Annotated in this window: 16 protein-coding genes; 7 read left to right on the top strand and 9 right to left on the bottom strand. The window is 64.9% G+C overall.

All coding sequences use genetic code 11. From position 1 onward, the window contains the following. Positions 1-2 precede the first annotated feature (2 nt). Together hemDX and hemC are read right to left on the bottom strand one after the other, a co-directional pair. On the bottom strand, positions 3-2,021 hold the full coding sequence (gene hemDX, locus ACZ9H4_RS06585; RefSeq protein WP_476118520.1) for a fused uroporphyrinogen-III synthase HemD/membrane protein HemX: 2,019 nt from the start codon (positions 2,019-2,021) through the stop codon (positions 3-5). After that, positions 2,021-3,028, bottom strand: coding sequence for a hydroxymethylbilane synthase (gene hemC, locus ACZ9H4_RS06580; RefSeq protein ID WP_476118519.1), 1,008 nt, complete (start codon positions 3,026-3,028; stop codon positions 2,021-2,023). Before hemC ends, hemDX begins: the two co-directional genes overlap by 1 nt. 450 nt (positions 3,029-3,478) lie before the next feature. Here hemC and ppc point away from each other — a divergent pair, with 450 nt between their 5' ends. Next, positions 3,479-6,685, top strand: a complete 3,207-nt coding sequence (ppc, locus tag ACZ9H4_RS06575) for a phosphoenolpyruvate carboxylase (protein WP_476118517.1) — start codon at positions 3,479-3,481, stop codon at positions 6,683-6,685. A gap of 117 nt (positions 6,686-6,802) precedes the next feature. On the opposite strand, the gene ACZ9H4_RS06570 is transcribed toward ppc, so the two are convergent. Beyond that, a complete protein-coding gene (locus ACZ9H4_RS06570; protein WP_476118516.1) occupies positions 6,803-7,555 on the bottom strand; it encodes a class I SAM-dependent methyltransferase in 753 nt (250 codons plus the stop codon). A 182-nt stretch (positions 7,556-7,737) separates the two neighbouring features. On the opposite strand from ACZ9H4_RS06570, the gene ACZ9H4_RS06565 reads away from it, so the two are divergent. From ACZ9H4_RS06565 to ACZ9H4_RS06545, 5 genes are all read left to right on the top strand, one after another. Next, positions 7,738-8,550: a helix-turn-helix transcriptional regulator gene (locus ACZ9H4_RS06565; protein ID WP_408152870.1), complete on the top strand. Its 813-nt coding sequence runs from the start codon at positions 7,738-7,740 to the stop codon at positions 8,548-8,550. A gap of 146 nt (positions 8,551-8,696) precedes the next feature. Then, a complete protein-coding gene (argH, locus tag ACZ9H4_RS06560; protein ID WP_408152871.1) occupies positions 8,697-10,103 on the top strand; it encodes an argininosuccinate lyase in 1,407 nt (468 codons plus the stop codon). 430 nt (positions 10,104-10,533) lie between these two features. Further along, the gene (locus tag ACZ9H4_RS06555) at positions 10,534-11,019 is read left to right on the top strand and encodes an energy transducer TonB family protein (RefSeq protein ID WP_408141598.1); all 486 of its coding nucleotides are present in this window, start codon (positions 10,534-10,536) and stop codon (positions 11,017-11,019) included. Between the two features lie 607 nt (positions 11,020-11,626). Further along, positions 11,627-12,934 (top strand): MFS transporter, encoded by a 1,308-nt coding sequence (locus ACZ9H4_RS06550; RefSeq protein WP_476118514.1) that lies wholly within the window; start codon positions 11,627-11,629, stop codon positions 12,932-12,934. 222 nt (positions 12,935-13,156) lie between these two features. Beyond that, a complete protein-coding gene (locus ACZ9H4_RS06545) occupies positions 13,157-13,336 on the top strand; it encodes a hypothetical protein (protein WP_476118512.1) in 180 nt (59 codons plus the stop codon). Between the two features lie 19 nt (positions 13,337-13,355). On the opposite strand, the gene ACZ9H4_RS06540 is transcribed toward ACZ9H4_RS06545, so the two are convergent. Then, entirely contained in the window at positions 13,356-13,487 is a 132-nt protein-coding gene (locus ACZ9H4_RS06540; protein WP_277873534.1) for a hypothetical protein, read from the bottom strand. A gap of 648 nt (positions 13,488-14,135) precedes the next feature. Continuing rightward, positions 14,136-15,140: a lipopolysaccharide heptosyltransferase I gene (gene waaC / locus ACZ9H4_RS06535; protein ID WP_408152872.1), complete on the bottom strand. Its 1,005-nt coding sequence runs from the start codon at positions 15,138-15,140 to the stop codon at positions 14,136-14,138. Between the two features lie 211 nt (positions 15,141-15,351). Here waaC and ACZ9H4_RS06530 point away from each other — a divergent pair, with 211 nt between their 5' ends. Beyond that, positions 15,352-16,764, top strand: coding sequence for a chloride channel protein (locus tag ACZ9H4_RS06530; RefSeq protein ID WP_408141595.1), 1,413 nt, complete (start codon positions 15,352-15,354; stop codon positions 16,762-16,764). A 216-nt stretch (positions 16,765-16,980) separates the two neighbouring features. Here the strand turns inward: ACZ9H4_RS06530 and ACZ9H4_RS06525 are convergent, their stop codons facing one another. The 4 genes from ACZ9H4_RS06525 to minC form a co-directional block, all read right to left on the bottom strand. Further along, a complete protein-coding gene (locus tag ACZ9H4_RS06525) occupies positions 16,981-17,292 on the bottom strand; it encodes a hypothetical protein (RefSeq protein WP_408141594.1) in 312 nt (103 codons plus the stop codon). 372 nt (positions 17,293-17,664) lie between these two features. Continuing rightward, complete coding sequence (gene minE / locus ACZ9H4_RS06520) at positions 17,665-17,919, bottom strand: cell division topological specificity factor MinE (RefSeq protein WP_008922443.1); 255 nt, start codon at positions 17,917-17,919, stop codon at positions 17,665-17,667. A gap of 14 nt (positions 17,920-17,933) precedes the next feature. Further along, entirely contained in the window at positions 17,934-18,749 is an 816-nt protein-coding gene (minD, locus tag ACZ9H4_RS06515) for a septum site-determining protein MinD (RefSeq protein ID WP_027799748.1), read from the bottom strand. Between the two features lie 104 nt (positions 18,750-18,853). Next, positions 18,854-19,690, bottom strand: coding sequence for a septum site-determining protein MinC (gene minC, locus ACZ9H4_RS06510; RefSeq protein ID WP_476118511.1), 837 nt, complete (start codon positions 19,688-19,690; stop codon positions 18,854-18,856). Positions 19,691-19,713: the final 23 nt, after the last annotated feature.

The following is a 19,713-nucleotide window of genomic DNA, read 5'->3' as shown; positions in this document are numbered from 1 at the left end:
GATTAACCTCGGCTCCGGTATTGATTGACGGCTTGCAGGCTCGTGTCCAGATTCGGCAATTCGACCGCGGCCGAACCCGCATCCACCTGCTTGACCAGATCGAGCACGGTCTGCGTTTGCTTCGACGAACTGTCGAAGTAGCGCGTGAGCGCGCCCTGCGCCGCCTGCAGGTCGGACTTCAGCGTGGTCTGGTTGCGCGAGAGCAGCGCGAGTCGCGCGGACAGCAAACGCAGCTTGAGATTCTCACGCACGAAGTAGCCTTGATCGGGCGTGGTCAGCATCGCGTCGGCGTTATCGATACGGCGCACCTGCACGAGGCTCGTCAACTGGTCGCCGATGCCGGTGGTCACTTCCTTCAACCACACTTCCCAGCGCGGCTTGCCGGTGGCCGCGGCCACCTTCTCGGTGTCGGCCCACGTGGCCGCACGCGGTGTGGCGTGCGGGATTGGCGCTTCGCCGGAGAGCGGCAGGTCGTCGATGTGGTCGATCGCGTTGTCGAGCTTGATCGCGAGACCGGTGAGGTCGGTAGAAGGCGCGGCCTTCAGCTTGTCGATGTCCAGCGCGATGGCTTTGCGCACGGCGGCCACCTGCGTGCTGTCCGACGCGGCGAGGCGCGTGTCCGCGCTTTGCAGCGCGAACAGCGCGAGCTGCGTGTTGCCGGTGAGCCGCAATTGCTGGCTCGCGGCCGACAGCATCTGCGCGACTTCGGCGAGCGTCCAGTCGTCGCGATTGCGCGCGAGGTCCGTATATTGCTGTTCCAGCGCCTGCTGCGCGGCTTGCGTATCGGCCAGCTTGCCGGTCACCTGCGCGACCTGCGCATCCGCCTGATGCACGGTCGCGAGCGCCTGCTCGACCTTGATGCGCAGTTCGTTCGCCTGGGTGTCGTTGGCTTGCTGGCGTTGCGCGAGTTGCTGCTCGGTGCGCTCCAGCTTGCGGTTCAGCGCAAAGCCCGCCACGCCCACCGCGCAAGCGATGATCACCACCACGAACCACAACAGCGGCATGCTCGCGTTGCGGCGCTTTTGCGCTTCGTAGGGCGTGAAGGGTTGGTTCGGCGGCAACGGGGTGCTCGCGGCCGGCTGGGGAGCAGCGTTCTTGGATTCGTTCGTTTCAGTCATGCGTGATTTAGCCGGTGATTGAGCCGGGTTGGACGGTACCGGTTGAACTACGGGCGGAACGGCGGCAAGCAGCGCGCGGACAATGCGCTCGTCGCCCGCACCGGACACCGTAATCCTATCAAAACCCAATGCCCGCGCGGTTTTCGAGATACGGGGATGCGGCGTGACGAGCGGCGCGCGTTTGAGTTGCACGATTTCGTCAGCGGTCAGGTGCTCCTGCGCGAGTTCGTGCAGGTTGCGCACGCCTTCGGAACTGGTCAGCAGCCACGCATGCGGCGCGCCCGCGAGCAACGCGTGCACGCGCGCCCAGCCGCCGATCGATGGTTCCGGCACGATGCGGCGGTAGGCAGCGACCGCTTCGACTTCGGCGCCCGCTTCGCGCAGGCGGTCGGCGAGCCATTCGCGGCCGCCGTCGCCGCGTACGATCAGCACGCGCTTGCCTTCAAGACTCGTCGCGCCTAGCGATGTCTCGATCGCTGCATAGAGGCCTTCGGAGTCGAAGCTCGTCGATTCGTCGTCGTTGGCGGAGGCGGGGCTGATCACTTGATGCGCCGGGGCCGCGACGCCGTGGCGTGCCAGTGCCTGCACGCTGCCCGGACCGACCACGCCGACCGGCAACGCATGCGGCCAGATGCCGTCGCGGCGCGCGAACGCGTGATCGACGGCGTTCGGCGAGACGAACACGACCAGCGCATAGCGTTCGAGCGAAGCGAGCGCCGCGCGCAACGGGGCGTCGTCGATGACGGGCGCGATGTCGATCAGCGGGAAGTCGAGCGAGGCGACGCCGGCGGCGGCGAGTTCCTTGATCAGTTCACTCGACTGACCGGCCGGTCGCGTAATCACGACCGTGAACGCCGCCTTGTCGGCGGAGGAAGTAGCGTTGCCTGGGATGTCGGCTGCCATCACGCGCCAGTCGCCGCGCTGTCGTCGCGTGATGCGGCGGCGGGACCGCTGGCGGTGCTGAGCGCGCCCACGATGTCCATCGCGCCTTGCTGTTCGAGCGCGCTCGCCACTTCCTGCCCAAGCGCAAGCGCACGTTCGACAGTAGGCGCGGGCGCCGAAGCCTGCGCACTCAACACGCGCTGACCATCAGGCGTAGCGACGATACCGCGCAGATGCAGCGCGCCGTCATGCCAGCTTGCATACGCGGCGAGCGGCACTTCACAACTGCCGCCGAGCGCGCGCGACACCATGCGCTCCGCTTCGACAGCCGCCGCCGTGTGTTCGTGGTGCAACGGCGCGAGCCACGCGGCCATGTCCGCGCGATCGGCGCGAATCTCGATGCCGAGCGCGCCCTGCCCCGCTGCGGGCAAGCTGTCCTCCGGATCGAGCAGCGCACGGATGCGCTCGCCCAGACCCAGGCGCTTCAAACCAGCGGCGGCAAGAATGATCGCCGCGTAATCGCCGCGATCGAGTTTCGACAGACGCGTGTCCAGGTTGCCGCGCAAAGGCCGCACTTCGAGATGCGGATAACGCATGCGCAGCATCGCCTCGCGGCGCAAGCTGGAGGTGCCGACCACAGCACCAGCGGGCAACGCGGCCAGCGAGTCGTATTCGTTGGACACCAGCGCATCACGCGGATCTTCACGCTCCATGATGGTGGACAGCGCAAAGCCCTCGGGCAACTCCATCGGCACGTCTTTGAGCGAGTGCACCGCGAGATCGGCGCGGCCATCGGCCAATGCGGCTTCGAGTTCCTTGACGAACAAGCCCTTACCACCGACTTTCGACAAGGTGCGATCGAGAATTTGATCGCCACGTGTCGTCATTCCGAGGATTTTTACGTCACAAGATGGATATAATTTGTGCAGCGCACATCGCACATGCTCCGCTTGCCACATGGCCAGGCGGCTTTCTCTCGACGCAATCACAAGCGTGTGGGGTGGCGTGGAAAACGTCTCGGTGTTCATTAGCTTGCTGATCGAATGACGGGATGTAATAACAATCAATGTTAGCACGCGCCCTGGTGTCTTCCTTGCCTCTCAAGACACAGCGGAGCGCCGTGCCGGCGCGGTATCGATGGAGGAGACGGGCTTCGCGCGGCGCGCGCCTGCCCCATCCCGCTCATGTTCACGCACGGTCGTTCGCGCACCGTGTCCCGGCATGCGGGATGATGCAATGCGGCGCGACCTGCGTCGCCTGCATGCGTACATGTCTTCGCGCGTGGTGCGTAGCGTGGGGTGTACTCAGCAAGTGCGCCTCGCGTGGTTCGTGCAGTTCGTGCGAACGCGCGGCCCCCCTCTCCGGCGTAGTGCCATCGGTCCAGACCGTTTCGTGCAGTTCACGTTGCAGTTCCAAGTGCAGTTCCGCAGTAGCAGTTCATCACTTAACAGACCCTGGCTTCCCTGAGGAAACCCATCGTGACGTCTTCCGGATCGGCGCGCCCTGCCCGCCGCAACACTGCATCGCCCAACGCACGCGCGGCCGACGCCGCTGCGCCCACGAATTCCGCCGCCACCGCTGCCGGGATCGGCAACGCAGCCCAGGCCGCGTCGACATCCGGCCAACGCGCCGGTAAAACCGCGTTGGCCGCCAAAGCCCCCAAGGCCGCGAAGACCTCCACGCCGGTCAAGGCGAACAAAGCGCTGAAGACCGTCAAGGCGGATAAAGCAAACAAAGCGGACAAGCCGGCCAAGGCCGCCTCGTCCGCGAAGGTCAAAGCAGTGGCGACTAGCGCCGTCGCGGAACCCGCGAGCGCCCCGGCGTTGCAAGCCGTATCGGCCGACACGCCGATCGCCACGCCGAAAAGCAACGGCCGCACGCGTGAGAACAAGGACCATCCGCTGTTTCAGGACATCCGTTACCTTGGACGTCTGCTCGGCGACGTGCTGCGCGAGCAGGAAGGCGACGAGGTGTTCGACGTCGTCGAAACGATCCGTCAGACCGCCGTGCGTTTTCGCCGTGAGGACGACAGCGCCGCCGCGCAGACGCTCGAGAAGAAGCTGCGCTCGCTGAGCCCGGAGCAAACCGTCAGCGTGGTGCGTGCGTTCAGCTACTTCTCGCATCTCGCGAACATCGCCGAAGACCGCCACCGCAACCGCCGTCACCGGATTCACGCGCTGGCCGGCTCGACCTCGCAGCCGGGCACGATCGCTCATGCGCTCGAACGCCTCGTCGAAGCGGGCGCGGCCGCCACGCCCGTGCTGCAGCAGTTCTTCAACGACGCGCTGATCGTCCCCGTGCTGACCGCTCACCCGACCGAAGTCCAGCGCAAGAGCATTCTCGACGCGCAGCACGACGTCGCGCGGCTGCTCGCCGAACGCGACCTGCAGTTGACCAGCCGCGAACGCGCGCACAACGAAGCGATGCTGCGCGCGCGCGTCACGTCGCTCTGGCAAACGCGGATGCTGCGCGACTCGCGCCTGACTGTGGCCGATGAAATCGAAAACGCGCTGTCGTTCTACCGCTCGACCTTCCTCGAAGAAATCCCGGCGCTCTACGCCGACATCGAAGAATCGCTCAAGGAACACGGTCTCGAAGCGCGCCTGCCACCGTTCTTCCAGATGGGTAGCTGGATCGGCGGCGACCGCGACGGCAATCCGAACGTCACCGCCGAGACCCTCGAAAACGCGATCACGCGCCAGGCCGCGGTGATCTTCGAGCACTACATGGAGCAGGTGCACAAGCTCGGCGCGGAGTTGTCGGTGTCGAACATGCTGGCCGGCGCGAGCGATGCGTTGAAGGAACTCGCGGCCACCTCGCCCGACCAGTCGCCGCATCGCACCGACGAGCCGTACCGGCGCGCGTTGATCGGCATGTACACGCGGCTCGCGGCGAGCGCGCGCGTGCGTCTGGGCGAAGGCAGCGTGCCTGTGCGCAGCGCGGGCCGCGGCGCGGCGCCGATCCGCGCGAAACCGTACGACGACTCGTCCGAGTTCGTGCGCGACCTGCACGTGCTGATCGATTCGCTCGCCGAGCATCATGGCGCGCCGCTCGCCGCACCGCGTCTGTCGCCGCTCGCACGCGCCGCAGAAGTGTTCGGCTTCCATCTCGCGAGCATCGACTTGCGGCAAAGCTCGGACATCCACGAAGCGGTGATCGCGGAACTGCTCAAGCGCGCGGGCGTCGAGGACGATTACGCGGCGCTCTCCGAAGAAGACAAGCTCAAGGTGCTGCTCGCCGAACTCGCGCAGCCGCGTCCGCTGCGTCTGCCGTACGCGGAGTACTCGGACCTCGTGAAGAGCGAACTCGGCGTGCTCGAAGAAGCACGCGTCACGCGTCAGAAGTTCGGTGCGCGCGCGGTGCGCAACTACATCATTTCCCACACGGAGACCGTCAGCGATCTGGTCGAAGTGATGCTGCTGCAGAAGGAAACCGGTCTGCTGCGCGGGCGTCTGGGCGACGTGAACGATCCGGCTCACGCTGGCCTGATGGTGATCCCGCTGTTCGAGACGATCCCCGACTTGCGCAACGCGCCGCACATCATGCGCGATCTGATCGCGCTGCCGGGCGTCGACGCGCTGATCGAACATCAGGGCAACGAGCAGGAAGTGATGCTCGGCTACTCGGACAGCAACAAGGACGGCGGCTTCCTCACGTCGAACTGGGAGTTGTATCGCGCGGAACTCGCGCTGGTGTCGCTGTTCAACGAGCGCGGTGTGACGCTGCGTCTGTTCCATGGACGCGGGGGCACCGTCGGCCGTGGCGGCGGCCCGACCTATCAGGCGATTCTGTCGCAGCCGCCGGGCACCGTTGATGGCCAGATCCGCTTGACCGAGCAAGGCGAAGTGATCGCGAGCAAGTTCGGCAATCCGGACATCGGCCGGCGCAATCTGGAAACGGTGGTGGCCGCGACACTCGAAGCGTCGCTGCTGCCGCACGGCAATGCGCCCGAGCAACTGCCCGTGTTCGAAGAGACGATGCAGCAGCTGTCCGACGCGGCAATGGCTTCGTATCGCGCGCTGGTCTACGAAACGCCCGGATTCAAGGAGTATTTCTTCGAGTCGACGCCGATCGCGGAGATCGCCGAGCTGAACATCGGCAGCCGGCCCGCTTCACGCAAGTTGCAGGACCCGAAGCAACGCAAGATCGAAGATTTGCGCGCGATTCCCTGGGGCTTCTCGTGGGGGCAGTGCCGTTTGCTGCTGACCGGCTGGTACGGTTTCGGCAGCGCGGTGGCCGCGCATCTCGACAGCGCGCCGAGCGATGCCGAACGCGCGCGCCGCCTCGCGCTCCTGAAGAAAATGCACAAGACGTGGCCGTTCTTTTCGAACCTGCTGTCGAACATGGACATGGTGCTTGCCAAGACCGACCTCGCCGTTGCATCGCGCTATGCGGCGCTCGTGTCGGACAAGAAGCTGCGCAAGCATGTGTTCGAGCGGATCGTTGCTGAATGGGAGCGCACGTCGAAGGTGTTGTCGGAGATCACCGGCAAGAGCGAGCGGCTCGCGGAAAATCCGCTGCTCGCGCGGTCGATCAAGAACCGTTTCCCGTATCTCGATCCGTTGAATCACTTGCAGGTGGAACTGCTCAAGCGGCATCGCGGGGGCGATACCAATGCACGCGTACGGCGCGGGATTCATTTGAGCATCAACGGGATTGCGGCGGGGTTGCGCAATACGGGTTGAGTCCGCGCAGTGCCATGTACGCGGCGTGCCTGGTTGGGCGCCGCGTAGGTTCAAGGTGGTTCGCTGCGGCGGGATGTCGGTTTGTCGGCATCCCGCCGTTTTCGTTTGCGGCGGCGCTTACTGCGCGGCGATCATCAAAGCGTCGAGCTTGAAAGAGTGATCCGCCTGCACGTCGAAATACTGCCGCACTTCATCGGGCGCACCGTCCCACAGCGAATGGATCGCCACCACACGCGGCTCCGGCGTGCGCATGCGCGCGACCCACGAAGCGAACTCGATATCGATGCGCCAACTCTCGCGAATCGCCGCCTTGAACCCCGCCGCTTCGAACAACGCCACCCATTCATCAGCGCGGTAATCGCGGATATGCGAGCCGTCGCGCAGCAACTCGATCGCCTGGATATGCGTGTCGAGCAACGGATGATCGATCCCGGCGATATCGACGAACAACACCTTGCCGCCCGGCTTCAGCACGCGCCGCACTTCGGCGAGTGCGGCCGGCACGTCGTGCCAGTGATGCGCGCTCATGCGGCTGATCACCCAGTCGAACGAATGGTCGTCGAACGGCAGCGTTTCGGCCGCGCCCTGCTGCGTGCGGATGTTGGCAAGGCCGCGCTCCTTCGCCGCGCCGTCGACCGTCGCGAGCATTGGCGGCGCGATGTCGTAGGCGACCACGTCCTTCGCATGCGGCGCGACCGCGAAACTCGCGTGCCCCGCGCCGCAGCCCATGTCGAGCACCGTCGCGCCCGGCGTCGCGGCAATCGACTCGGCCAGCATTCGCAGATCGGCGCCGGTTGCATGGGTTTGACTCGTCAAATACGCGGCGGCGGTCGAGCCGAAGGCGTCGGCGACCTGATCGTGATGCTTCATGGGGAGGCTCCGGTTATTGGTTGGAAACTGCGGATTGGAAACAGCGCCACACGCGCTCCGGCAGGCGATTTGCCGTTCCAGCCGCTACAATAGGGCCCGCCGTGTACCAGTACAAGTTGAGCAAGTATTCTGGTATATCTATTACTACCCCAAACCCACGCCCCACTCACCACCCGATCAGCATGACCACGCCGTCTTCCGCCGACCACCCGCCGCCACTCGACGCCACCCCGGCCCGCGCGCTCGGCGACTTCATCCGCGCGCATCGCGAACGGCTCTCGCCGCAAGCGGTCGGCCTGCCACCCGGGCCGCGCCGCCGCACGCCGGGCTTGCGGCGCGAGGAAGTCGCGCAGCTGTGCGGTGTGAGTCCGACCTGGTACACGTGGATCGAGCAAGGCCGCCCGGTGTCGGCATCCGCCGATGCGCTCGCGCGCATCGCCGTTGCGCTGCAACTGTCGCGCGCCGAGCGGGCTTATCTGTTCGAACTGGCCGCGCAGCGCGACCCGGCCGAGCCCGACCCGGCCGCCGCCGACGCGCCCGCTACCCTGCTGGAAACGGTGCAACTCGTGAACGCGCCGGCCTACGTGCTCGACCGGCAATGGACCGCGCTCGCGTGGAACGAGCGTGCCGCCGATCTGTTCGTCGGCTGGCTGGACGGCGCGCACGACCGCAATCTGCTGCGCTACACCTTCACCGAGCCGGCCGCGCGCGCGTTGATCGTCGACTGGGAAACGCGGGCGCGGCGGCTCGCCGCCGAATTCCGCGCCGACTCGATCCGCCATCTGAGCGACGCGCCCACGCGCGCGCTGATCGACTCCCTGACCACCGCAAGCGACGCGTTCACGCGCTTCTGGGCGTCGCAGGATGTGGGCGGCCGCGAGGGCGGGCGGCGCGAGTTCAACCATCCGCGCGATGGGCGCATCGTCTACGATCAGATCACCTTCAAACCCGCGCACCGCGAGGATCTGAAGCTGGTGGTGCTGGTGCGTGAATAGCGGCGAGGCGTCTTGAACGCCCACCGCCAGTGTTAAAATCCCTGTCTTTCCTCGCTTCGGCGGCACCTTTGCACGGTACGTGACGTGCATGACGCGCCGTCAGCCTGTTCACCGCTCGCTCAACTGCCGCTTAACTGCCCAACACCATGACGTCCCAACTGCACAAAAAAAGCGAAGCCTGGTCGGCTCGCTTCTCGGAGCCGATGTCGGAGCTCGTCAAACGCTACACGTCGTCGGTTTTCTTCGACAAGCGTCTGGCGCTCGTCGATATCGAAGGGTCGCTCGCGCACGCCTCGATGCTGGCCGCGCAGAAGATCATCGCCGCCGACGACCTCGCCGCGATCCAACGCGGCATGGCGCAGATCAAGGGTGAAATCGAACGCGGCGAGTTCGAGTGGCAACTCGATCTGGAAGACGTGCACCTGAACATCGAAGCGCGCCTGACCGCGCTGATCGGCGATGCGGGCAAGCGCCTGCACACGGGCCGCTCGCGTAACGACCAGGTCGCGACCGACATCCGCTTGTGGCTGCGCGGCGAGATCGACCGCATCGGCGGCTTGCTGACCGAGCTGCGCAGCGCGCTGCTCGAGATGGCGGAGAAGAACGCGTCGACCATCATGCCGGGCTTCACGCACCTGCAAGTCGCGCAGCCGGTCACGTTCGGCCATCACCTGCTCGCCTACGTCGAAATGTTTTCGCGCGACGCCGAGCGCATGCTCGATTGCCGCAAGCGCGTGAACCGCCTGCCGCTCGGCGCGGCGGCGCTCGCCGGCACCAGCTATCCGATCGACCGTCACGCGGTGGCGAAGACGCTCGGCTTCGACGGCATCTGCGCGAACTCGCTGGATGCGGTCTCCGACCGTGACTTCGCGATCGAATTCACGGCGGCGTCGGCGCTCGTCATGACGCACGTGTCGCGCTTCTCGGAAGAACTCGTGCTGTGGATGAGCCCGCGCGTCGGCTTCATCGATCTGGCCGACCGTTTCTGCACCGGTTCGTCGATCATGCCGCAGAAGAAGAACCCGGACGTGCCCGAACTTGCACGCGGCAAGACGGGTCGAGTGAACGGCCATCTGATGGCGCTGCTCACGCTGATGAAAGGCCAGCCGCTCGCGTACAACAAGGACAATCAGGAAGACAAGGAACCGCTATTCGACACCGTCGATACGGTGGCCGATACGCTGCGCATCTTCGCTGAAATGGTCGCCGGTATTTCGGTGAAGCCGCAAGCGATGCGCGATGCCGCGTTGCAAGGCTTCTCGACGGCCACCGATCTGGCCGACTACCTGGTCAAGCGCGGCCTGCCGTTCCGCGACGCGCACGAAGCGGTCGCGCTGGCTGTGCGCATCTGCGCGGATCGCGGCTGCGATCTGGCGGACCTGACGCTCGAAGAAATGCGCGCCGAACTGCCGAACGTCGCGCATCTGATCGGCGAGGACGTGTTCTCGTATCTGACGCTCGAAGGCTCGGTCGCGAGTCGCAATCATCCGGGCGGCACCGCGCCGGAGCAGGTGCTCGCGGCGGTGAAGGCAGCACGTGAGGCGTTGAAGTAACGAAAGTGGCAGGCGGCGCGGCAGGTTAGCGAGCGCCGCTTACCGTTTGCATTGCGCATGCTTGAGAAAGGCGGACCCGTCAGCGGGTTCGCCTTTTTTATTTAGCGGGCCGGGTCGCACTTCCTATGCAAACGCGCCGCCGCGCAAAAAAATAAAGCCCGCACGAAGCGGGCTAAAAAAGACTTCCACCGATGCCTCCCGAAGGAGGCCATCGAAGTGTAGGCGCGTTCCGGCCGCCAACCAACCCGCCTCATATTTCCGGCTATTACACGCAAGCGCGGCGAGACGTCGAGGCCCGTTGCGGGCGAACGCCAATTGCATCCTGTCGGATTTTGACTACCATCAAATCAGGTCCTCTCCGCGCTTCTCGCCGACCATGCTCACCCGCTCGCGTCACCTTCTCCGCCTGACCGGACGCTGCGCGGCCTGCATGGAGGCGGCGCCATCGCGCACCCAGCGGGCGCTGCTCACCATGGCGCTGGCCGCCGCCGTGGCCGGCTGCACGATCACGCTGCCGTCGCACGAGCCCGCAGTCAATACGCCGATGGCCGCAATCAACAGCGCGACGCTCGATCAGTATCGCGAGGCGGTCGCGCGTCGGATCACCGACCGCAATCCTTCGTACGTGTTGCGCGGCACGCCGCAGGCGATGCTGCGCTCGCTGGTGGTGGTGTCGTTCACGGTGGATCGCAACGGGCACATCGTCGAGTCGTCGGTGTACCGCACCAATGGGGATGACGAAACCGAGAGCACCGCGCTCGCCACGCTGCGGCGCGCCGCCCCGCTGCCGCAACCGCCCGGCAAGCTGCTGAACGGGCGCGGCCAGCTCGAACTGTTCGAAGACTGGCTGTTCAACGACGACGGCAAGTTCCAGTTGCGCGAGCTTGCATCGCCGCAAGCGCAGACGATCGATTGAAGGCGGGTGGCTTTGCGGCGCGCGTCGCGACGGTGCGCGTCAGACCGACGTCGTAACCACTGCATCGCGGCCTGGCAACCGCCTCGCCACGATCCCACCTCACACGGCGCTCCTTAAGCCGCCATTGCTGCTCGACACCCGCGCTCGCTATAATTTTCCGATTCCCTGCGCCGGAGCCTTCCGGCATGGCTCACGCCGCCCGCCTACCCGCCGGCACGGCGCGACGCCCGATTGCAGCGCCGCAGCGCCATCCGCGCGCGCCGTCTGCCTGATGCGCGATGCACACGACGTCTGATGCTCAGGTTTAACGCCCGATGGCTCTTACCGGGCAGTCAGCGCGTCGTGCCGCACCGGCCGCCTCGTCATCCGCACGCGTCATGCAACCCACCTGGTTATTCCCCTGGTATGGCCACTGTCGCGCGCGACCTGCGGGGGCTGCCGTTGTAAGCTGTTGCTTCATCGCCCGCGCCGCACGTGGCTTTACTCAGCCAGCGAACGGCGCCGGGCTGGCGAACCCCAAAATGATGCTGCCCGGCACGCGCCGTCGAGTTTCGACGTACTGCGACGCACGGCACCCCGGCGGCCCTACGACACCTGGAGACCCTGCATGTCCACATCGCCGATTTCCTCGGCCCAGCCCAACGCAAGCGGGCAGAACAGCAGCGCGCGGATCATCTTCGCGAGCTTCATCGGCACCGCGATCGAGTTCTACGATTTCTACGTCTATGCGACCGCTGCGGCGCTCGTCATCGGACCGGTGTTTTTCCCGCACAGTTCGACGACCGCTCAGGCCTTGTCGGCCTTCGTCACGTTCGGCATCGCGTTCATCGCGCGGCCGATCGGCTCGTTCCTGTTCGGCCACTTCGGTGACCGGATCGGCCGTAAATCGACGCTGGTCGCGTCGCTGCTGGTGATGGGCCTGTCGACCACGCTGATCGGCTTCGTGCCGGGCTACGACTCGATCGGCAGCCTCGCGCCGATCCTGCTGTGCGTGCTGCGCTTCGGCCAAGGTATCGGCCTCGGCGGCGAATGGGGCGGCGCAGCATTGCTCGCCACCGAAAACGCGCCGGCCGGCAAGCGTGGCTGGTTCGGCATGTTCCCGCAGCTCGGCCCGTCGATCGGCTTTCTCGCGTCCAACGGGCTGTTCTTCGCACTGGCCACGTCGTTGAGCGACGAGCAGTTCCGCAGCTGGGGCTGGCGCGTGCCGTTCATCGTCAGCTCGGTGCTGGTCGTGCTCGGCCTGTACGTGCGTCTGAAGATCGCCGAGACGCCGGCCTTCCAGGCCGCCATCGAGCGCAAGGAACGCGTCAAGGTGCCGATCGCCACGCTGCTGTCGCAACACTGGGTGCCGACTGTGCTCGGCGCGCTCGCGATGGTGGTTTGCTACACGCTGTTTTACAACGCGACCACGTTCTCGCTGTCGTATGGCGTGTCGGTGCTGCATGTTCCACGGCAGACCTTCCTCGGCCTGCTGTGCATCGCGGTGGTGTTCATGGCGCTCGCCACGCCGCTGTCGGCGCGTGCGAGCGATCGCTTCGGGCGCAAGCCGGTGCTGATCGTCGGCATCATCGCGGCGATTCTGTCGGGCTTCACGATGGCGCCGCTGCTCGGCAGCGGAGAAACGCCGCTGGTGCTGCTGTTTCTCGTGATCCAGCTGTTCCTGATGGGCGTGACCTTCGCGCCAATGGGCGCGCTGCTGCCGGAGCTGTTTCCGACCAACGTGCGCTATACCGGCGCGGGCGTCGCGTACAACCTGGGCGGGATTCTCGGCGCCTCGGTCGCGCCGTATATCGCCCAGGTGCTGTCCGCGCACGGCGGGTTGCCGTGGGTCGGCATGTATGTGTCGGCGGCTGCCGCGGTCAGCCTGATCGGCGTGCTGTGCATGCGCGAAACGCGCGACGCGCGCCTGATGTAATGCCGTAGACGGCATCGGCGCGCGGCTCCTCTGCCGATGCCTCAAATGCAACGCCGCCCGGCGCGTGATGAACGCGCCGCGGCGGCGGCCGTTGCCCCTTCCGCTCAAGCTTCGCTTTCGTTCTGCTTACCGGGCATTCGCTGGGTAAATCCTTGCCTTGCGCGCCTTTTTGACTTGCCTATACTCAGCTTGAATAACCCTAAGGCAAGCAGGGAGGCTCGGATGAACATTCATCTCCACAGCTCGGATATCGTGATGATCATCGCGCTCGCACTGCTCGGTGCGCTGCTGCTCGCGTTGCGTTTTCGTCCGGCGACATGGAAGGGCATCGTCGTCGAAGCGGTGGCGGCGAACGCGGCTGCCATTGCCGCGGTAGTCGCGTTCGAAATGCTGATGGCTTGAGCGGCGTACCGGTGGTGGCTTATCGGTAGTAATAGCCGCCGTGATGGTAGTAGCCGCCGCCGTAGTAGCCCGGTGCCGGGGCAACGATGCAGCCGCCGAGTGCCGTTGCGAGGAGCGTGCCGGCGGCGAGGGTCAAGATCAAGCGTTTCATGTTGTTCTCCATCGAGTCGAGATTCATTCGAGCCAAATCCCCGAATGACCCGATTGGACACGACGCCGACCCGCAGGAACGTTGCGATTTGTAAGGGAACATCACCACCTCGTTACATGATCGGTGCGGGACGCTCGCTCGTTTCGAGGCATGGGAGGATCGGTTCACGTCGGCGGAAAACAGCGCCTATACTGCGGTGAACGTTGTTCATGAAGTGCGCGCCCTGCCGGCGCGGCCAGGCGGCTCAAGACGTTGCGCGTGGGCACGAGGTTTGCACTGTGGCGCACGCCAGGCTGAAGCCGCGGGCGGTGCGAATACGGCCTCGTTCAGGCAATGTGGCATTCAACGAAAAGCGACAGATTTAACAGGCGTGTAATGTGTGAAGAGCGGTGCGAGGAGCGGTGCGAGGAGCGCCGCGAATCTCACACTGATCGACTTTGAGATCGGAACGTGAGCCGCAACGCAGCTTCGTGCAGCCAATGCAGTCCAGATTTTTTGCAACGATTTCCTCTCCGCCCGCTGTTCCCCGACGCGGGCGTTTTCGGAGGCGTTACGTGGCAGCGCCTGTTTGATTGGGCGGATGCGCGTCACGCCTCTTTTCTTTTTGAGCAAACGATTGCGCATCGGCAAGACGCCACGGCGCCACGATCACGCGATGGCTGAACGCGGCTCGTTGGCATGCTCATGAGGCGTGCCATGCACGTAGTCGATCGCGTCGAGTGCAGCGCTGACCGGCGGCACGGAATGGCCATCGCCAATCGAGATCGAGCGATTCGGCGATTCGACGCCGCAATGCGACGGCGACGTCGCCACGAAGATCATCACGGTGCGTTTCTGCAACGCATGAGCAAGGTGCACGAAGCCCGTATCGGTGCCGACCACCAGCGCGCATGCGTCGATCATCTGCGCGATTTCGGTCACGCTCATCTTCGGCAGCACGCTCGCGCCCGGCACCTGCGCGGCAATCTTCTCCGCCTCGGCGCGCTCCGCGTCCGAGCCCCACGGCAAGACCACGCGAAAGCCGCGTCCCGCGAGTTCGAGGCCGACTTCGACCCAATGACTCAGCGGCCACTTCTTGTCGTCTTTGGAAGTAGCGTGGAAAAACGCCGCGACCGGCGCACTGCCGGAGGCAAAGGGCGGCTTGGCCGGTTCGGGCAGGCGCAGGTTGTAGACAGGCGGGCCCTTCACCTCGTAGTCGAGCGCCTCGCCGGCGCTGATGCGCATGCCATGCCATGCATTGCCCTGCGGGCGCGGGCCGAATCGTCCGGTGTACGCGAAGGCGGCGCCCCGCTCGCCCAGATCCTGGGACTGATAGCCGATGCGCCGCGACGAGCGCGCGAGGAACGCGATGATCGCGCTCTTGTAGACGCCGTGAATGTCGATGATGAAATCGTAGCGATACGCGCGCAACTCGGCGATGGACGCCCAGATCGCCTTGAGGTCGCTCCAGTTGCGCGCTTTCTTGAAACGGCGCAACGGCGCGCACAGCACGCGGTCCACGCTTTCGCTCCAGTGCACGAGTTCGGCGAAAGCCTCGTCTGCCGCCCAATCGACCTGAACGCCCGGAAACGCGCGCTTGATATCGGCGACCACCGGCAGGGCCTGCACGATATCGCCGAGTGAGGTGACCTTGACGATGAGGACTCGCTTCATTGAAGACCTGTTAGTTGTTCAAAAATCACACCATTTTAGCCGACGATTGAAATTTCTTTTCCAATTCGCCTTGGTGCGCGCGCCGCAGTCGCAATACCGCGCATTACATCGCGCGCCTGGGAGCGGCGATTCTGCGGCATTTCAAAAAAACTTTCCTACGCGTTTGCACGCGCGAGGCGCTCTATACTTTACGCTTTTGCGCCGGCCCGCCATGCCCAAGCTCTTCGCTCTGCATCCTTCCGTCGTCCTGCGCCGCGCGAGGCGCCTCTGGCGCCAGTACGGCATTTTCTGGCTCGGTGCGATCGCCGTCGGCCTGATTGCGGTGCTGTATGCCCGCCTGATCGATTGGGGCTACGCCGAATTCCGCACCTTGCAGCAAGGGCACGCATGGGCGCCGCTCATCGTCACGCCCGCGGTCGCGGCGCTCGCTGTCTGGCTCACGCGCACCTTCTTTCGCGGCGCCGAGGGCAGCGGCATTCCGCAAGTGATCGCCACGCTGCATTCGAAACCCGGTCCATACGGCGAGCGGCTGCTGTCGTTCCGGATTCTGTTCGGCAAGATCGCCGTGTCGTTTCTGGGGATTCTGGGCGGCTTCACCATCGGCCGTGAAGGACCGACCGTGCAGGTCGGCGCGGCGCTCATGTTCAATCTGCGGCGGCTCTATCCACGCTCGAATGCGCAGATCGAGCGGCAACTGGTGCTGGCCGGCGCGGCCGCGGGCTTGTCCGCGGCATTCAATACGCCGCTCGCCGGCATCGTGTTCGCCATCGAGGAACTCACGCGCAGCTTCGAGGCACGCGCGAGCGGCGTGCTGATTACGGCGATCATCATCGCCGGCGTGGTCGCGCTTGGGTTGAACGGCAACTACACGTATTTCGGCACCATCCAGATTGGCGTGCACTTCCCCGACCTGCTCGCGCTCGCGGTGCTGCTGACCGCGGTCGTCACCGGTATCGCAGGCGGCACGTTCGGCTGGCTGCTGTTGAACACCGCGCGCTGGATTCCCGCCCCGCTGCGTCAATTGCACGGCGAACGGCCGGTCGTGTTCGCGGCGTTGTGCGGTTTCACGATCGCGGTGGTCGGGCTGATTTCGGGCGGCACGACCTTCGGCAGCGGTTATGCGGAAGCGCGCGGATTGCTCGACGGCCATGAGCGCTTGTCGGTCTTCTATCCGTTCCTGAAGATGATCGCGATGATCGGCTCATACCTGCCCGGCATTCCGGGCGGTATCTTCGCGCCGTCGCTGTCGATCGGCGCGGGCTTCGGCAATCTGCTGCACATGGTGTTCGACTCGATGCAGTTGCCGATGCTGATCGCGCTCGCGATGGTCGGTTATCTCGCCGCCGTCACGCAGTCGCCGATTACGTCGTTCGTGATCGTGATGGAGATGATCGACGGCCACGCGCTGGTGATTTCGCTGATGGCCACCGCGTTGATCGCGAGCCGTGTATCGCGCCTGTTCGCGCCGCCGCTGTACGAGTCGCTGGCGCAACGTTATATGGCGCCATTGCCGCAGCCGATGCCCGCACCAACGCCCGAAGTGCCCGAGGTGCCCGAGCCGGCGACGGAGCCGGTCGACGGCGAGCCGCCTGCCGAAGACGGCGCCGACACGCCGCGTCAGTAAACGACGACGCGCGGCGCATGCACATACAACGGCCGCACCGGCACGATGACACACCCGGCCAGCATGACCGCAAGCGCGGCGAGCAGAAGCAGATTCTTTTTCATCACGTATTTCCCTGAAGACACGGGCGCGCGCTACGCGGCGCCCGTGTTGTCGAACTGGTGAAGGCGGCGCGACCGATATCGAACACGCCGCGCGTGGCCGAACATTGTCGCGTTAGGCCCAGTGCCCCTGGACCCAGCGGTAGTTCGGACCATGCGAGACCCAGTGGCCCGGCACCCAGTGATAGCCGACGCGTTCGGCCTGCCAGTGGCCCGCGACCCAGACGTAGCGGCCATGATCCCAGCGCCAGTGACCGTGATCCCACACGTAGCCGGCACGCGCCGCGGGCACGGCTTCGTCACGCACAGGCGGCGGCGCGGACGGCGCGATCACGACCACTTCCGCAGCCGACGCGGACGCCACAGCGGCGGCACCGGCCGCGATCAACACGGTATGGGCAAGCAGCAAGCGAAAGGTTCTGTTCATGATTTCCCTCTGTGATTGAACACCGGATACGGCGTTACCCGTTTAATGCACGAGGGCTGCGACTGGCTGACGATGGGCGTGTAACGGCACACGCTGAAGTGCAACGGTTTATTTCGACGCAAGGACCGCGCATGGGGAAGCGTCATGACAGGCGTGCGCGACGCTGAGGGACGCGACTCGGCGCAGTGACGCAGCGAGACCCGCGACAGCTCGAAGAAAACGAGAGAGGGAAATGAAACTGCAAGGAAGCGACTGAGAAGCCGCGCACTTAATCACGCAGCGCACACCGCACGGCATCGCGTCATCTCAACGCAACACCGCGCGGCATACATCGGCCAAAACCAGCCGCAGAACAGAACCGCTTCCGGCCGATCAGGCCTGCGGTATTTCGATCTTGACCTCGAGCACTTCGAGATCGTCCTGACGCTCGAGACTCACGCGAATATCGTCATCGGAAATCTTCACGTACTTCGAAATCACGGCTACCAGTTCACGTTGCAACGCAGGCAGATAATCGGCGGGCGCATGGCCGCCGGCGCGCTCATGCGCGATGATCAACTGCAGGCGTTCCTTCGCTACCGACGCGGACTTCTTTTTCTCGCCCAGCAAAAACGAAAGAATCGACATGACGTGCGCTCCCCTTACTTGGTGCCGAAGAGGCGCTGCAGCAGCCCGGGCTTCTGGTAATCGGTAAAGCGAAGCGACTTCTGCTCGCCGAGAAAACGCGACACGACGTCCTTATAGGCTTCGGCCACATCGGTGCCGTCCAGATGCACGGCGGGCAGACCCTGGTTCGACGCGTGCAGCACCGCTTCCGATTCCGGAATCACGCCGATCAGATCGATGCGCAGGATTTCCTGGATGTCGGTGAGCGACAGCATTTCGCCTTCGCTGACGCGCTTCGGGTTGTAGCGGGTAATCAGCAGGTGTTCCTTGATCGGCTCCTTGCTTTCGATCGCGCGCTTGGTCTTCGACGACAGGATGCCGAGAATGCGGTCCGAGTCGCGTACCGACGACACTTCCGGATTGGTCACGATCAGCGCTTCGTCGGCGAAGTGCATCGCCAGCAGCGCGCCCGATTCGATACCGGCCGGCGAATCGCAGACGATGTATTCGAAGTCCATCGCGATCAGGTCGTTGATGACCTTCTCGACGCCTTCCATCGTCAGCGCGTCCTTATCGCGTGTCTGCGAGGCCGGCAGGATGAACAGGTTCTCGCACTTCTTGTCCTTGATCAGCGCCTGGTTCAGGTTGGCTTCGCCCTGGATCACGTTGATCAGGTCGTACACCACACGGCGCTCACAGCCCATGATGAGATCGAGGTTACGCAGGCCGACGTCGAAGTCGATCACGGCGGTTTTGCTGCCACGCAGTGCGAGGGCCGATGCAAAGCTCGCGCTCGTGGTCGTCTTGCCCACGCCACCCTTGCCCGAAGTCACCACAATGATTTTTGCCATTACCCTTACCTTGTGTTCGTCAAATTCATCAATTATGTGCGGCCATATTTGCCGTGAAACGCCGCGCGCCGGATTCGTTCAGCGCCGCACCCGTTTCCCGACGCTTACGTGAGCCGCAGCGGTTCGATCATCAGTTTTTCTTCTTCGAGCCAGATCTGCACCGGCTTGCCGAGTACATCGGACGGCAGCGGGTTCTCGGTCGTTCGATAGATGCCCGCGATCGAGATGAGTTCCGGTTCGAGACACGTGCAGAAAATGCGCGCGTCGTGATTGCCCTGCACGCCGGCCAATGCCCGGCCGCGCAACGGCGCGTAAATATGGATGTTGCCTTCCGCGATCACTTCCGCGCCGTAGCTCACGAGACCGAGCACGACGAGATCGCCCTTTGCGTAGATGCGCTGGCCTGAGCGCAACGGCTTCTCGACCACCATCGTTTGCGACGACGTGGCGAGGCGCACGGGTTCGGCCGCGACTGCCGGCTCGATCGCAGCGGGGGAGCCGGATTCGGGGACGTCGGGCGGAAGCAGGCTCGCTTGGGCCGGTACGTCTGCCGCCGGCGCGGCGCTGGTCGTGCCGGCCGCCGCGTCGGTGCCGCCTTCGTCGGCAGCCTTCGACACCGCGCCGCGACGATCGCGCGCTTCGAGCAACGGCAGCGCCGATTCCGCCGCCCACTTCTGCTGCGCGTTGGCGACCACGCCGACCGGACGCATGCGCACGCTGTCGAGCAGTTGCGCGATGTCGGCGAGCCGCACGCGTTCGTTGTCGGCGAGACGCCGCACGTCGATCGCGACGACGTCGTTAGCGAAAAACTCGGGGGTCGCCTCGAAGCGCCGGGTCAGCTCGGCACGCATGGCATCGAGGTCGGTGGTCTTGACCACGAACAGGAGCGTATCGACCGAGCCACTGCGGAGTTCGAAAAAGGGCGATTTCTTGGGCGACATAGCGTTCGGCAAAAAATTTTGCG

This window comes from Paraburkholderia sp. TE9906 (genome assembly GCF_056279605.1).
This window is presented reverse-complemented; position numbering and strand designations above follow the sequence as displayed.

What these genes read in the sequence shown, in the direction of transcription:
- ACZ9H4_RS06540 (WP_277873534.1), bottom strand. Translation starts at nt 13,487, where the DNA reads ATGAAACGCTTGATCTTGACCCTCGCCGCCGGCACGCTCCTCGCAACG.
- argH (WP_408152871.1), top strand. Translation starts at nt 8,697, where the DNA reads ATGACGTCCCAACTGCACAAAAAAAGCGAAGCCTGGTCGGCTCGCTTC.
- ACZ9H4_RS06555 (WP_408141598.1), top strand. Translation starts at nt 10,534, where the DNA reads ATGGAGGCGGCGCCATCGCGCACCCAGCGGGCGCTGCTCACCATGGCG.
- minC (WP_476118511.1), bottom strand. Translation starts at nt 19,690, where the DNA reads ATGTCGCCCAAGAAATCGCCCTTTTTCGAACTCCGCAGTGGCTCGGTC.
- ACZ9H4_RS06550 (WP_476118514.1), top strand. Translation starts at nt 11,627, where the DNA reads ATGTCCACATCGCCGATTTCCTCGGCCCAGCCCAACGCAAGCGGGCAG.
- minE (WP_008922443.1), bottom strand. Translation starts at nt 17,919, where the DNA reads ATGTCGATTCTTTCGTTTTTGCTGGGCGAGAAAAAGAAGTCCGCGTCG.
- hemC (WP_476118519.1), bottom strand. Translation starts at nt 3,028, where the DNA reads ATGAACACCGAGACGTTTTCCACGCCACCCCACACGCTTGTGATTGCG.
- ACZ9H4_RS06545 (WP_476118512.1), top strand. Translation starts at nt 13,157, where the DNA reads ATGAACATTCATCTCCACAGCTCGGATATCGTGATGATCATCGCGCTC.
- minD (WP_027799748.1), bottom strand. Translation starts at nt 18,749, where the DNA reads ATGGCAAAAATCATTGTGGTGACTTCGGGCAAGGGTGGCGTGGGCAAG.
- ACZ9H4_RS06570 (WP_476118516.1), bottom strand. Translation starts at nt 7,555, where the DNA reads ATGAAGCATCACGATCAGGTCGCCGACGCCTTCGGCTCGACCGCCGCC.
- waaC (WP_408152872.1), bottom strand. Translation starts at nt 15,140, where the DNA reads ATGAAGCGAGTCCTCATCGTCAAGGTCACCTCACTCGGCGATATCGTG.
- ACZ9H4_RS06565 (WP_408152870.1), top strand. Translation starts at nt 7,738, where the DNA reads ATGACCACGCCGTCTTCCGCCGACCACCCGCCGCCACTCGACGCCACC.
- ACZ9H4_RS06525 (WP_408141594.1), bottom strand. Translation starts at nt 17,292, where the DNA reads ATGAACAGAACCTTTCGCTTGCTGCTTGCCCATACCGTGTTGATCGCG.
- hemDX (WP_476118520.1), bottom strand. Translation starts at nt 2,021, where the DNA reads ATGGCAGCCGACATCCCAGGCAACGCTACTTCCTCCGCCGACAAGGCG.
- ACZ9H4_RS06530 (WP_408141595.1), top strand. Translation starts at nt 15,352, where the DNA reads ATGCCCAAGCTCTTCGCTCTGCATCCTTCCGTCGTCCTGCGCCGCGCG.